The organism is Microbacterium sp. PAMC21962, from assembly GCF_019443465.1.
GTDB classification, from domain to species: Bacteria; Actinomycetota; Actinomycetes; order Actinomycetales; family Microbacteriaceae; genus Microbacterium; species Microbacterium hominis.
On the sequence record NZ_CP080381.1, the window covers coordinates 1,451,790 to 1,464,925 of the forward strand.

Sequence of the window (13,136 nt, forward strand, 5' to 3'; positions counted from 1 at the left end):
CGTCGGAGAACCGGTGCCGCGCCGCGACGGCGGGAGCACGCGATCGCACGGCATCGTTAACCCGTCGTTCACCTCCACAGCGCCGGCCGGTAAGAGTCGCTGTCTAGCGTCGGGGCGTGCCCTGCACCGGGCCGCATCTCCCGAACAACGTGAAGGATTCACAGTGAAGCTCACCCGTATCTCCCAGCTGGGCGCTCTCGCGGCCGTCGCCGCCCTCGCCCTGACGGGCTGCGCGTCGTCCGGCGGCAACACGCCGGCCGAGAGCGCGAGCCCGACGGCGACCAGCTCGGACGTCGCCTTCCAGATCGACCCGAACCTGAGCGGCACGATCACCGCCGGCGGCTCGAGCGCTCAGTCCAACGCGCAGCAGGCCTGGACGACCGCCTACAACGCGACCGCCAAGAACGTGACGATCAACTACGACAAGTCGCAGGGCTCCGGCGGCGGCGTCACCAACTTCCTGAGCGGCGCGTACGACTTCGCCGGCTCCGACTCGCCGCTGAACGCCGACCAGACGGCGCAGTCGAAGGCGCTGTGCACCGAGGGCGGGATCAACATCCCGATCTACCTCGACGGCGTCGCGATCATCTTCAACATCCCCGGCGTCACCAAGCTGCAGCTGAGCGGCGAGACGATCGCGAAGATCTTCGCCCTCCAGATCACCGACTGGTCCGACCCGGCCATCACGAAGGACAACGGCACCGCTCTGGCCGCCGGCGCGATCACCACGGTCGCCCGCTCGGACGGCTCCGGCACGACCCAGAACTTCACCAACTACCTCGCCGCGACCCAGTCGTCGGTGTGGACCTTCCCCGCGGGCAAGGACTGGCCGGTCGAGGGCAACGTCTCGAAGCAGAAGGGCGGCTCCGGCGTCGTCGAGGCCGTCAAGGCGGGCTCGGGCACCATCGGCTACGCCGACCACTCCGCGATCGGCACGCTGAACGCCGCCTCGATCGTCACCGACGGCACCGCGGTCGCGTACAGCGGCGAGGCCGTCTCGAAGACCTTCGAGGCCGCCGCGGTCGACAACTCCAACGGCGTCGCCGGCGACCTGTCGAAGAAGTTCGACTACAGCAAGCTGACCCCGGAGTCGTACCCGATCCCGCTGGTCTCGTACGCTGTCGTCTGCTCCACCTTCAAGGACGCCGCGCAGGCGGAGCTCGTGAAGTCGTACCTCGGCTTCGTCACCAGCTCGCTCGGCCAGTCGGTCGCGGAGAAGAACGCCGGATCGGCGCCGCTTCCCGAGTCGGTGCTGGCCGACGCCGCGAAGACGCTCGCGGCGATCAAGTAGCACCTCGTCCCGGTCCGGTCTGCGCGGCTCACGCTGCGCAGACCGGACCTGGCTGAGCAGGGTCGTCGATCCCCGGATCGACGGTCCTGCTGAGCCGGACAGCACAGCCCGACTCTGCGATCTTCCCGACCCGAGGAGAACACATGACCCTGCCCGACCTGGGGGTTCGTCGTGGCTGACGTCAAGACCGCACCCGCGCAGAAACCGGCATCCAACATCGTCGGAAAGCGTCGCGCCGGGGACTCCGTCTTCCTCGGCCTGTCGACCACCGCGGCCGTGTCGATCATGATCATCCTGGCCGGTGTCGCCATCTTCCTGATCCTCAAGGGTCTGCCGGCGATCACGGCCAACTGGAGCGAGGGCGACCTCGCCGGGTACCAGAACAAGGACTGGACCAGCTTCTGGGACTACGTCGCCCCGCTGCTCTGGGGAAGCATCTGGGCAGCTCTGATCGCCATGGTCCTCGGCACCCCCGTGGCGATCGGCATCGCGCTGTTCATCTCGCACTACGCCCCGCGGCGCATCGCCGGCTTCCTCGGCTACATCATCGACCTGCTGGCCGCCGTCCCCTCCATCGTGTTCGGCCTCTGGGGCATCATCGTGATGCGGCCGCTGCTGCTGCCGCTCGCGGACTTCCTCAACCAGTACCTGGGGTGGATCCCGCTGTTCCAGGGCCCGGTCTCGAGCACGGGATCGACGATGCTCGCCGGCGGTGTCGTGCTCGCCGTGATGATCCTGCCCATCGTTACCTCGATCACCCGCGAGATCTTCCTGCAGACGCCGCGCCTGCACGAGGAGGCCGCCCTCGCCCTCGGGGCCACCCGCTGGGAGATGGTGCGCCTGGCCGTCATCCCCTACGCCCGCAGCGGCATGGTCTCGGCCACGCTGCTGGGCCTCGGGCGCGCCCTCGGCGAGACGATGGCCATCGCGCTCATCATCTCGCCCAGCCTGATCTTCTCCGTCGCGCTGCTCACGGACGGCTACAACTCGCAGACGATCGCGGCGAACATCGCCCTCAACTTCCCCATCGCCACCGATCTGCAGCGCTCCGCCCTCATCGGCACCGGCCTGATGCTGTTCGTCGTCTCGCTCGCCGTGAACATGCTCGCCCGCTACATCATCGGGGCGACCGGTCCAGGCTCGAAGGGCCGCAAGAGAGGAAAGCGCTCGTGACCGAGCTCAGCACGCCCGTCGCAACGACCTCGACGCCGCCGCTGTCGCTGACCAGCGGCCAGCTGCCCCGTTTCATCGAGCCGATCGTCCTCGGCGTCTCGCTCGCGGTGATCGCGGCGCTGCAGCTCGTGCTCGGCGGGTTCAACGTCGCGACGTGGCTCATCTTCAGCGCCCTGGTCTACCTGCTGGCGATCGGGGTGTTCTCCGCCATCGTCGAGGGCCGGCGCAAGTCGACCGACCGCGTCGTGCGCGGCCTGGTCACGGCGGCCTTCGTGCTCGCCGTCGCACCGCTGATCTCCACGCTGTGGACCGTCGTGTCCAAGGGCATGGGCGTCATGTCGTGGGACTTCGTGACGAAGGTCGGCGGCACGACGTTCGACCCCGACACGCTGGCGGTCGTCTCGACCCCGGGCGCCCTCCAGGCCATCGTCGGCACCCTCATCATCACGGGGATCGCCGCCCTGATCTCCGTGCCGATCGGCATCCTGGCGGCCGTCTACCTCGTCGAGTACGCCCAGCCGAACAACCCGCTGCGACGCGCCATCACGTTCCTGGTCGACGTGATGACCGGCATCCCGTCGATCGTCGCCGGTCTGTTCGCGTTCTCGCTGTTCGCCCTGATCGTCGGACCCAAGGCGTTCAGTGGCTTCTCGGCATCCATCGCCCTGTGCGTGCTCATGATCCCGATCGTGATCCGCTCGACGGAGGAGATGCTGCGCCTCGTGCCCGCCGACCTGCGCGAAGCGTCGTTCGCCCTCGGCGTGCCGCGGTCGACCACGATCATCAAGGTCGTGCTGCGGACGGCGGCGAGCGGCATCATCACCGGCGTCGTGCTGGCCGTCGCCCGCGTCATCGGCGAGACCGCGCCGATCTTCATCGCGGCCAGCTTCACCGACAACTTCAACTCCGACCCGTTCAACGGACCCATGCAGACCCTTCCGGTCATGGCCTACACGGCCTACAGCTTCCCCGGACAGGACATCGACGCTTCCCAGGCCCAGGCCTGGGGTGCCGCGCTGCTGCTGGTCATCCTCGTCGTCATCTTCAACCTGATCGCCCGGATCGTCGCGAAGGTCTTCGCGCCGAAGGCACGCTAAGCAAGGAAGGCACCAGTGTCCAAGCGCATCGAAGTCGAGAACCTCAACGTCTACTACGGCGATTTCCTCGCCGTGGAGGGCGTGTCGATGGATATCGAGCCCCGCGCCGTCACGGCGTTCATCGGCCCGTCGGGCTGCGGGAAGTCCACGTTCCTGCGCACGCTCAACCGCATGCACGAGGTGATCCCCGGCGCCCACGTCGAGGGCAAGGTCCTCGTCGACGGCGACGACCTGTACGGTCCCGGCGTCGACCCGGTGCTCGTGCGCCGCCACGTCGGCATGGTGTTCCAGCGGCCGAACCCCTTCCCCACGATGTCGATCAAGGAGAACGTGCTGGCGGGCGTGAAGCTCAACAACAAGCGCATCTCCAAGAGCGACGCGGATGCCCTCGTCGAGCGCTCCCTGCAGGGCGCGAACCTGTGGAACGAGGTCAAGGACCGCCTCGACAAGCCCGGTGCGGGCCTGTCGGGCGGCCAGCAGCAGCGTCTGTGCATCGCGCGCGCGATCGCCGTCTCCCCCGACGTGCTCCTCATGGACGAGCCCTGCTCCGCCCTCGACCCGATCTCGACGTTCGCGATCGAGGAGCTCATCCAGGAACTGAAGTCCGACTACACGATCGTCATCGTCACGCACAACATGCAGCAGGCCTCCCGCGTCTCCGACAAGACGGCGTTCTTCAACATCGCCGGCACGGGCAAGCCCGGCAAGCTCATCGAGTACGACAACACCGACACGATCTTCACGGCCCCGTCCGTTCAGGCCACGGAGGACTACGTCTCCGGCCGCTTCGGGTGAGCGACCGCTGATCGCTGTCCGGCCCTGCCGCGCTTCGTGCGCCGCGGGGCCGCGTCGGTCGTGGGGGGCTGGGGTCGGGGCGGGCTGGGGTCGTGTCCCGGCTCGGTTCGGGTCCCAACTGCAAGGGCTCCCCCGCGACACGCCGGCACCACAGCATCCACCCCGGCGTGCCCCTCGCCCGACCTTGCAGTTCGGTCCCCCGGATGCCGCCGCAGCTGCGATCGCCCCACGCACCCACCCGGGGCGCCGGGGCGCCCGAGTGCGGGCGCGGAACCGAACTGCAAGGGCTTCGACCCGAGACGCCGCCACGCCGGCATCCACCCCGGCGTGTCCCTCCCCCGACCTTGCAGTTCGGGTCGGGCATGAGCCGGCCACAGGCTCCTCCACAGACGGCCGACACACGACTCCGTCCACGGATGCCGGGACTTCGCCCGTCACCGTCACGCAGACTGGCGACGATGTCGGCATGTGCGATGTCCGACCGGCCGTGATGACGACCGCGATGCTGCGGCGGTCGGGCCTATCGCGCGCCCAGCTGCGAGAGCAACTGCGAGCCGGCATCCTCGAACGCCGACGTCGGGGCGTGTACGTCATCGCCGATGCCTGCGATGCCGCGCGCGGTGGCCGGGCACGGAGGGCGACTCGCCTGCGTCACAGCCGCGACGCACCTCGGGCTCTGGGTGCTGACCGCCGACCTGCGGGCGCACGTCTGGCTCTGCGACGGGCAGCGCACGTATCACCCCAACGGATGCGGATGCGTCGAGCACTGGGACGACGGGCCGCTCGGCCCGCCGGGGAGCACGCCGTCGATCCCGCGGCTGCTGCTGCAGATCGCGCGGTGCCACGGCGTCGAGGAGTTCTTCGTCGTGCTCGAGTCGGCGTTGCGGCTCGGTCAGCTCGACGACAGCGGCCGTCGGTGGCTGCGACAGCGCAGCACCGCCGCGATGCGCGAAGCGCTCGACCTCGCACGGGATGACGCGGACAGCGGCCTCGAGTCGTTGCTGCGGTGGCGGCTTCGTCACCTCGGCCTTCGCGTACGGACCCAACGGCGCATCGCGGGGGTCGGCGTCGTCGACGCGCTCATCGGCGACCGGCTGCTCGTCGAGGCCGACGGCGTCGACAATCACGATGGCGCGCCGCACCGCCACAAGGACCTCGTCCGCGATGCCACCGCCGCCATCTGGGGCTTCATGACGCTGCGGTTCGACTACGCCATGATCGTGCACGACTGGGACCTCGTCGAAGCCGCGATCGTCGGCGCCCTCGCGACCCTCGGCCGCGCCGAGCAGCATCACCTCTGACCGCACTGCCACGCCCGCGTCTCCGCCGCCACCCCGCACCCGACCCCCCTCACCGAACTGCAAGGGCAGCCCCGCGACACGCCGGCGGCCCCGCATCCACCCCGGCGCGTCGCCCGCGAGGCCTTGCAGTTCGGGCCGCGAGCGCCCGGCCACGGCTGCGCCTGCCCTCACCGCTCGCCACACCGTCGCGTTCGCGCCCGCGCCGCCACCCCGCACCCGACGCCCCGCACCGAACTGCAAGGGCAGCGCCGCCACCCCGCACGCCACGCCCCTGACCGCACTGCAAGGGCAGCGCGGCGACACGCCGGCGCCTCCGCATCCACCCCGGCGCGTCGCCCGCGAGGCCTTGCAGTTCGGGCCGCGAGCCGCAGCCGCAGCCCCAGCCCCAGCCCCGTGTGCCGGTTCAGTCCCGCGGACTCAGCAGGTAGTCGTTCATGGATACCGTGAGAGCGGCATCCATCGGCACGTCGACATCGTCGATCGCCGTGATCGGCGCCGCGAGGCGCACGCTGGAGACGAGCCACGCGGCATCCACGGTGTGCAGCTCCGCCACGGGGATCGTCTCGTAGCCGGTTTCGAAGCCCTGGGCGGCGAGGTGCTCGAACAGGCTCAGCTGCGTCGTGCCGTGCAGGATGCCGGCGTTCGGCGCGGGGGTGAGGAAGGCGTCTCCGCGGCGCAGGATGAGCGACGCGGTCGGTGCCTCCAGCACGTAGCCGTCGCTCGTCGTGAAGATCGCATCGTCCGCGCCGCGCCGGCGGGCCTCGCGCAGCGCCGCCATGTTCACGGCGTACGACAGCGTCTTCGCGCCCAACAGCAGCCACGGCGCCCGCGACGGCACGTCGAGGGCGTACCCGCGGTCGAGGGTGACGACACGGATGCCGCGCGACCGCGCGATCGAGAAGTCGGCAGCCGGAGCCGCGGTCACCCACGCGGTCGGAGTGGGACCGTGCTCGATTCCCCGGCTCAGGATGAGCTTGATGACGGCCTCCCCCGCACCGCAGGCGGACGCGGCGAGGGCCACGGCCTGGCGCCACTGCTCCGCGTGGGGCACGGGGAGGTCGCACAGCTGCGCCGAATGGGCGAGACGGGACAGGTGCGCCTCGACCTCCTGCGGATGACCGTCGATGACGCCGATCGACTCGAAGATGCCGTCGCCGCGCTGCGTGCTGAGCTCTCCGACGGTCAGCGCGGGGGCGGCGGGATCGACCTCGGTGAAGGTCGCTGCGAAGTCGGAGCGGGTGTCGTCCACGTCGGCGGGGTCGATCATCAGCGCGAAGTGCCAGGCCATGCCCCGAGCCTAGACCGCGGGAATACCCCTCAGGGGGCGTCCGTTACACTGGAACAGCCGGGCCGCAGTAACCCCGGGCTCCATCTTTCGCCGCTCCGAGCGGCCTCGCGCCGAGAGGCGTTCTGCGGCCCGGCACTTCTGTGCCGGGCACCCGCGACATCCGCGTTTCGACGCGTCGCTACGCTCCTCGCTCAACGACCGGCCACCGCCCACGGGCCACCGGCCACCGGGAGCAGCCGCCGGGTCAGGTCAACGCGTCACGTCGCCAGAGGCCCGCGCACGCGGTCAGGTCTCCGGCGTAGGTGTCCAGGCGCAGGGCGCGGGTCGTGAACGCGCTCGCCCGCTCGGGCTCGGCCGCGTCGTAGTCGTCGGCGACATCGGCGGCGCCCGCCGCCTCGACCCGACAGAACGACGCGGCACGCTCCAGCGCGACCGCGAAGTCGCCCGTGAACACGCCCCGCAGGATCTCGTCGACGAGCGTCATGAGCTCTTCCGGCCCGGCCGGCGTGGGCGCGCCCGCGACGACGTCGTCGACGGAGGGCAGCACGACCCGCCCGCGCTCGTAGAGCAGCGCGGCGGTCGCCGCGTCGTCCCGGACCATCAACTGCAGCAGATACAGCCGCCACAGCGTGCCCGGAAGCGACTTCGCCGGCGAGTGCGACCACAGCTCGGCCACCGTCTCGAGCCCGTGGGCATCGGTGAAGGTGACGAGGCGGTCGACGACCGCGTCGGTCGGCTCGTTGCGCACCCTCGTCACCAGGGCGGATGCCGTGGCATGCGCGATCCGCGAGACGTCGGCCGGATCCGTGGACCCGAATCGGCGGTCGAACGCGTCCGCGGGTCGACGGACGGGGCGGTGGTAGTCCCGGGAGTCGTCGCTCATCGCTCCAGGCTACCGGCGGCCTGCCGGGGCGGGGCCGAGGCCCCGATCGCCGCAGTCGCGGTCACACCGTCGGGATCGCGATGATCGGCGCGGTCGTCGGCGAGCCGTCGGGCGATCCGCCGGCCTGCTCCACCGTCACGGCGATGGTGTCTCCGGGCTGCATCGTGCCGTCGAGCTGAGCCGTGGCCTTCGCACCGGAGGCGTCGAAGGTGCCGGCCGCGATCGGCTGATCGCCGCGCACGAACCACAGCTCGAACGTGCGATCCGCGGGGATCTCCGGCAGGCCCTCGGCCACCAGCACGACCTTGCCCACGCTCTGCGACCAGTGCGCGGTCGCCTCGCCGCCCTGGAAGTCGACCTGTGCGGATGCGGCATCCGGCGCCGACTGGATCTGCTCCAACGCCGTCACGGCGGCCGGCGTGCGCCACAGGCTCGTCACCGCACCCGTTCCCCAGCCGATCCCGATCAGCAGGGCGACGGAGGCGACGAGCGCGAACAGCCCACGCGTCCACGCGCGACGCTCGACCGTCTGGACGACGTCGGTGGGCAGCGGCTCCTCGGCGTCGGGGGCGGGCGGAGCGGCATCCGTCTCGTCCGCGGATGCCGCGGCATCCGCACCGTCGTCCGTCGGCGCGGACGGGTCGACCTCGATGGCACGCATCAGTCGCGAACGCAGGTCGATGGGTGGCGCGACCGGCGCGACGGCGTCGGCGAGGATGTCGATCGTGGCAGCGTCGAGGGCGACGACGTCGTCCCACTCGGGATGGGCGTCGAGGGCGGTCTGATAGGCGCGCTCGTCATCGGCCGACAGCGCGTTCATCGCGTGCCCTGCCGACAGATCGGCGAACTCGTCTTCTCCGATGTCTCGGTGGTCGCGGTCGTTCATGACGTCACCCCCATCTCCTGCCTCAGGCGCGACAGACCGTCGCGCATTCTCGTCTTGATCGTCCCCAGGGGCGATCCCACCAACGCGGCGATCTCGCTCTGAGAATATCCCCCGACATAGGCGAGCAGCAGCGCTTCTCGCTGAGGGTCGGGGAGTGCGTCCATCGCCCGGGCGACGCGCCTGCTCTCGATGCGCAGGGCGACCTGGTCGTCGACGCTGTCCTGGCCCGTGTTCAGTTCGCGCAGACCCGCCTTCTCATCTCGCTCCGTGCTTGCGCGTGTGGAGCGCACGCGATCGACAGCGCGACGATGGGCGATGGTGAGGACCCAGGACCGTCCCTGACCCTTATTCGGAGCGAAACCGGAAGCGGATTGCCACACTTCCAGGAAGACGTCTTGAAGCACTTCCTCGCTCAGCGCGCGGTTCACGAGCACCCGCAGGATCAGACCGAAGGCGCGGGGGGCGAGCATGTCATAGAGCTGCCCGAAAGCCGTCCGGTCGCCCGCCGCGATGCGCACCAGGAGCTCCCCGGCGTGATCACGCGCCGGTGAGTCCTCGGGTACGTCCACACCGTCGATGACCATCTCTCTCAGCATGCCGTATCACCGTCCCTCTGTCGTGCATCGCGGCCGCGGGTGGCCCATCCGGCGGCGAACGAGTATGCTCCCGCCGCCCCCGACCGCAGAGGTCGCGATGCGCTCGGGTCATGTGCTGTTCGTCGCCGGACCGGGATCGGATTGCGCCGCCGGAACGGAGGCCGAGACGGGCGAAGAGACCCTCGGTCTATAAGGGGGGCGGATGCGGAGGCGCAAACGGATTCGGAACTTTTTCCCATCCGATGCGCGGCGGGCTCCGAAGGACTTGTCGAGACCGCACCTGCGGCTCGGCAGGACCAACAACCGCACGTCAGCTCACATGGAGGACATCATGCTCAGCACCACGAAGAAGATCACGGCGGCCCTGACGCTCACGATCGCCGGCGCGTTCGCGCTCTCGGCATGTTCGATGGGCTCCTCGACCAGCGCCGAGACCACGCCCCCCGCGATGACGCAGGAGACCCAGTCGATGGCGCCGTCGCCGTCCACGATGGACCCGGCCGCCAACCTCGTGGGCCCCGGATGCGCCGCGTACGCCGAGGCCGTGCCGTCCGGCGCCGGTTCGGTCGAGGGCATGTCTCAGGACCCGGTGGCCGTCGCCGCCTCGAACAACCCGCTGCTGAAGACCCTCGTCGCGGCCGTGAGCGGCCAGCTCAACCCCGACGTGAACCTCGTTGACACCCTCAACGGCAGTGAGTTCACCGTCTTCGCCCCGGTCGACGACGCGTTCGCCAAGATCGACGCGGCCACGATCGACTCGCTGAAGACCGACAGCGCCGCGCTGACCAAGATCCTCACGTACCACGTGGTTCCCGGCCAGCTCGACCCGTCGCAGGTCGTCGGCACCCACAAGACCGTCGAGGGCGGCGACCTGACCGTCACCGGCTCGGGCGACAACCTGAAGGTCAACGACGCCACCGTCATCTGCGGCGGCGTACAGACGGCCAACGCGACCGTGTACCTCATCGACACGGTTCTGACGCCGACCAACTGATCGTTCCCGGTCACACCCCGGTCGAGGCCGCCGGCGCGCTGCGCGCCGGCGGCCTCGTCGCGTCCGTGCCCCGCCCGCAGCCGGTACGCTGGGATGCCTGGGGCCTCTAGCTCAGTCGGTAGAGCATCGGACTTTTAATCCGCGGGTCGTGGGTTCGAGCCCCACGGGGCCCACCAGTGGGGCGCGCGCGGCTAGCCTCGGAACGTGGACGATCGGACGTCAGCTGTGGATGCCGGGATGCTGCTCGATGCGCGCTACCGCATCGACGCGCTCATCGGCACGGGCGGCATGTCGCGTGTCTACGCGGCGCACGACCTCACGCTGGGTCGCACGGTCGCGATCAAGATCATCACGGCGACAGGCGATGATCTCGATGCCGGCCAGCGGGTGCGGGTCGAGACGGCCGCGCTCGCGGCGCTCACCCACCCGAACCTCGTCGTGCTGCACGACGCGCGCCTGACCGGTCCCGGCCCCCGCTACCTCGTCATGGAACGTGTCGACGGCCCCTCGCTGTCGGCGCGGCTCGCCGAAGGACCGCTGACGGATGCCGAGCTCACCCGCATCGCCGGCGAGCTGGCCGAGGCGCTGAGCGCCGTCCACGCCGCCGGTGTCGTGCACCGCGACATCAAACCCTCCAACATCCTGCTCGCACCCGGCGCGACACCGAGCCGGCCGCGCCGTGCGAAGCTCGCCGACTTCGGCATCGCTCATCTGCTCGGCTCGGAGCGGATCACGCAGCCCGGCACCCTCATCGGCACCGCCGCTTACCTCGCTCCCGAGGTCACTCTCGGACACGCTCCGGCCCCGGCATCCGACGTGTACTCCCTCGGCCTCGTGCTGCTGGAGGCGCTCAGCGGTGCGCGGGCCTTCCCGTCCGCTCAGGGCGCGAGCCAGCTGCTCGCCCGACTCGCGCAGGATCCTGACATCCCCGCGGAGCTCCCGCCCCTGTGGGCGGGGCTGTTGCCCGCGATGCTCGACCGCGACCCGGCGGCGCGCCCGAGCGCCGCCGCGATCGCCGACACCCTCGCTGCTCCCCCGCGCGCGGCGGGTGCCGAAGACACCCGCGTCCTCATCCCGCCGCTGCCGCCGGCGGAGCCCGCCGCGGCAGCCGCGGCGCGGTTCGATCGGGATGCGGCCGGGGCACGCCCGTGGTGGCGCCGCACTCCGCTGCTGATCGGCGCGGGCGCGGCGGTGGCCGCGATCGTCATCGCCCTGTCGGCATGGTCGGGACTGTCGTCGGCGCCGAGCGTCGAACCGTCACCGACCACGACGACGCCGTCATCGACGCCCACGCCCGCGGCGACCGACGCGAGCACGGTGTCGAACCCCGACCCCGTCGCTCCCGCCGACCCGAAGGACAAAGGCAAGGACAAGGGCGGGCCGGGCGAGAACAACGGCGGCAAGGGCGGCGGCCCGGGCAAGGACGGCGGCTGAGCCGCCCCTTCCCCCGGACGGATGCCGCGGTCAGCTGCCCAGAGTGCCGACGGACACGACCTGCAGGATCTCGCCGAACAGCCACACGCCGAGCGAGATCGCGGCGACGAAGCCCACGACCGTCGCCGCGACCCACGTCCACAACGGAGCCCAGCCGCCGGCGACGGTCCGCCGCCGCAGCACCACCGCGCGCCCGATCATGTAGACGGCCGATCCTGCACTCACCAGCACGAAGAACGACCATGCCCAACCGAACGGCGCCGGCACGCCGCGGCGCTTCAGCTCGCGCCAGTCGAGCCAGCTGAACACGATGAACGCGGCGTAGCACGCCCAGCCGATCAGGGAGATGCCGAGAGTGCGGATCTCCCACGACGTCAGGTCCGCGGTGGCCGCGGCCGCGGCCGTCCCCGAGCCCGACTCCGCCGCGCGCATCATCGCCGCGATGATGGAGAGGTAGCCGTTCCAGTCGAAAAGGAAGATCGACAGCATCGGCAGCACGGATGCGGCGACCGCCAGCCACACCCAGATCGTCTGGGTCGGAACGTCGACGGCCGGCGGGGTGGCCCCCGGACCCGCAGGGGCGGGAGCCGTCGGGTAGGCCGGATACGCCGGAGCGACCGGCGCGGCGGGTGCGACCGGCGCGGCGGGTGCGGCGGGATTCGGTGCGTATTCGCCGAACCGCGGCGCGGGCGCCGTCTGTGCCGTCCACTGGGTGCCGTCCCACCAGCGGCGCGCGGCGGCATCCGCCGGGTCGGGGTACCAGCCGGCGGGGGCGCTCACGAGGCCGCTCCGACCAGCTCGGCACCGGCGTGGGCGAGTTCGGCGAGCGCGGCATCCGAGCTCTCCGGCGCGACGCCCGCGATGAGGTCGGTCAGGACGCGGACGTGCAGCCCGTGCGCGATCGCGTCGAGCGCCGACGCGCGCACGCAGTGATCGGTGGCCAGGCCGGCGACATCCACCTGCGTGACGCCGTGGGCGCTCAACAGGGACGACACCTTCTCACCGGCATCCGTGGTTCCTTCGAACAGCGAGTAGGCGGGCATGCCCTGTCCCTTCTTGACGTGGTGGGTCACGGCGTCCGTGACGAGTTCCGGGTCGTAGTCCGCTCCGGCCGTGCCGGCGACGCAGTGCACCGGCCAGGTGTCCACGAAGTCGGGGGCCGCATCGGAGGCGAAGTGGCCGCCGTTGTCGGTGTGACCTTCATGCCAGTCCCGCGACGCGACGATCAGCGCGTAGTCGTCGGCGTGCGCGGACAGATACGCCGTCAGACCGCGCGCGACCGCGTCACCGCCTGCGACGGCGAGCGCTCCGCCCTCCGTGAAGTCGTTCTGGACGTCGACGATGAACAGTGCTCTGGTCATACCACCGAGGCTAATCCCTCGGGGCGGCTGCGGTCGG

The 13,136-nt window shown here is 70.7% G+C and carries 13 protein-coding genes, 1 tRNA gene and 1 pseudogene; 9 read left to right on the top strand and 6 right to left on the bottom strand.

Annotated elements, in window-relative coordinates:
• Positions 1 to 163 precede the first annotated feature (163 nt).
• The 6 genes and pseudogenes from KY498_RS07090 to KY498_RS07110 all read left to right on the top strand — a co-directional run bounded on the left by KY498_RS07090 (position 164) and on the right by KY498_RS07110 (position 5,657).
• Entirely contained in the window at positions 164 to 1,291 is a 1,128-nt protein-coding gene (locus KY498_RS07090) for a phosphate ABC transporter substrate-binding protein PstS (RefSeq protein WP_060960444.1), read from the top strand.
• 171 nt (positions 1,292 to 1,462) lie between these two features.
• Positions 1,463 to 2,464, top strand: a complete 1,002-nt coding sequence (pstC, locus tag KY498_RS07095; RefSeq protein ID WP_060960445.1) for a phosphate ABC transporter permease subunit PstC — start codon at positions 1,463 to 1,465, stop codon at positions 2,462 to 2,464.
• Entirely contained in the window at positions 2,461 to 3,561 is a 1,101-nt protein-coding gene (pstA, locus tag KY498_RS07100; protein WP_191008105.1) for a phosphate ABC transporter permease PstA, read from the top strand. Before pstC ends, pstA begins: the two co-directional genes overlap by 4 nt.
• Before the next feature lie 15 nt (positions 3,562 to 3,576).
• A complete protein-coding gene (gene pstB / locus KY498_RS07105; RefSeq protein ID WP_060960447.1) occupies positions 3,577 to 4,356 on the top strand; it encodes a phosphate ABC transporter ATP-binding protein PstB in 780 nt (259 codons plus the stop codon).
• A gap of 502 nt (positions 4,357 to 4,858) precedes the next feature.
• A pseudogene (locus KY498_RS16625) lies at positions 4,859 to 4,906 on the top strand (hypothetical protein); the annotation flags it as partial.
• A gap of 49 nt (positions 4,907 to 4,955) precedes the next feature.
• Complete coding sequence (locus tag KY498_RS07110; protein WP_223848859.1) at positions 4,956 to 5,657, top strand: endonuclease domain-containing protein; 702 nt, start codon at positions 4,956 to 4,958, stop codon at positions 5,655 to 5,657.
• 403 nt (positions 5,658 to 6,060) lie between these two features.
• On the opposite strand, the gene KY498_RS07115 is transcribed toward KY498_RS07110, so the two are convergent.
• The 4 genes from KY498_RS07115 to sigK all read right to left on the bottom strand — a co-directional run bounded on the left by KY498_RS07115 (position 6,061) and on the right by sigK (position 9,310).
• Entirely contained in the window at positions 6,061 to 6,945 is an 885-nt protein-coding gene (locus KY498_RS07115; RefSeq protein WP_191008104.1) for an aminodeoxychorismate lyase, read from the bottom strand.
• A 244-nt stretch (positions 6,946 to 7,189) separates the two neighbouring features.
• The gene (locus tag KY498_RS07120) at positions 7,190 to 7,828 is read right to left on the bottom strand and encodes a hypothetical protein (RefSeq protein WP_060960450.1); all 639 of its coding nucleotides are present in this window, start codon (positions 7,826 to 7,828) and stop codon (positions 7,190 to 7,192) included.
• 61 nt (positions 7,829 to 7,889) lie between these two features.
• Positions 7,890 to 8,714: an anti-sigma factor domain-containing protein gene (locus KY498_RS07125; RefSeq protein ID WP_191008103.1), complete on the bottom strand. Its 825-nt coding sequence runs from the start codon at positions 8,712 to 8,714 to the stop codon at positions 7,890 to 7,892.
• Positions 8,711 to 9,310, bottom strand: coding sequence for an ECF RNA polymerase sigma factor SigK (gene sigK / locus KY498_RS07130; RefSeq protein ID WP_060960451.1), 600 nt, complete (start codon positions 9,308 to 9,310; stop codon positions 8,711 to 8,713). The genes KY498_RS07125 and sigK overlap by 4 nt, the downstream gene beginning before the upstream one ends.
• Positions 9,311 to 9,641: 331 nt before the next feature.
• On the opposite strand from sigK, the gene KY498_RS07135 reads away from it, so the two are divergent.
• The 3 genes from KY498_RS07135 (at position 9,642) to KY498_RS07145 (ending at position 11,738) form a co-directional block, all read left to right on the top strand.
• On the top strand, positions 9,642 to 10,304 hold the full coding sequence (locus KY498_RS07135) for a fasciclin domain-containing protein (protein ID WP_060960478.1): 663 nt from the start codon (positions 9,642 to 9,644) through the stop codon (positions 10,302 to 10,304).
• Positions 10,305 to 10,404: 100 nt separating this feature from the next.
• A tRNA-Lys gene (locus tag KY498_RS07140) sits at positions 10,405 to 10,480 on the top strand.
• A gap of 28 nt (positions 10,481 to 10,508) precedes the next feature.
• Positions 10,509 to 11,738, top strand: a complete 1,230-nt coding sequence (locus KY498_RS07145; protein ID WP_191008084.1) for a serine/threonine-protein kinase — start codon at positions 10,509 to 10,511, stop codon at positions 11,736 to 11,738.
• Positions 11,739 to 11,768: 30 nt separating this feature from the next.
• Here KY498_RS07145 and KY498_RS07150 read toward each other — a convergent pair whose 3' ends face one another.
• Together KY498_RS07150 and KY498_RS07155 are read right to left on the bottom strand one after the other, a co-directional pair.
• Positions 11,769 to 12,518, bottom strand: a complete 750-nt coding sequence (locus tag KY498_RS07150) for a DUF2510 domain-containing protein (RefSeq protein ID WP_191008083.1) — start codon at positions 12,516 to 12,518, stop codon at positions 11,769 to 11,771.
• Complete coding sequence (locus KY498_RS07155; protein WP_101305831.1) at positions 12,515 to 13,099, bottom strand: isochorismatase family protein; 585 nt, start codon at positions 13,097 to 13,099, stop codon at positions 12,515 to 12,517. The genes KY498_RS07150 and KY498_RS07155 overlap by 4 nt, the downstream gene beginning before the upstream one ends.
• Between the last annotated feature and the right edge of the window lie 37 nt (positions 13,100 to 13,136).

Excerpts from the sequence above, each read along its gene's own strand:
- KY498_RS07110 (WP_223848859.1), top strand. The coding sequence starts at position 4,956 with ATGCCTGCGATGCCGCGCGCGGTGGCCGGGCACGGAGGGCGACTCGCC.
- KY498_RS07115 (WP_191008104.1), bottom strand. The coding sequence starts at position 6,945 with ATGGCCTGGCACTTCGCGCTGATGATCGACCCCGCCGACGTGGACGAC.
- KY498_RS07120 (WP_060960450.1), bottom strand. The coding sequence starts at position 7,828 with ATGAGCGACGACTCCCGGGACTACCACCGCCCCGTCCGTCGACCCGCG.
- KY498_RS07125 (WP_191008103.1), bottom strand. The coding sequence starts at position 8,714 with ATGAACGACCGCGACCACCGAGACATCGGAGAAGACGAGTTCGCCGAT.
- sigK (WP_060960451.1), bottom strand. The coding sequence starts at position 9,310 with ATGCTGAGAGAGATGGTCATCGACGGTGTGGACGTACCCGAGGACTCA.
- KY498_RS07135 (WP_060960478.1), top strand. The coding sequence starts at position 9,642 with ATGCTCAGCACCACGAAGAAGATCACGGCGGCCCTGACGCTCACGATC.
- KY498_RS07155 (WP_101305831.1), bottom strand. The coding sequence starts at position 13,099 with ATGACCAGAGCACTGTTCATCGTCGACGTCCAGAACGACTTCACGGAG.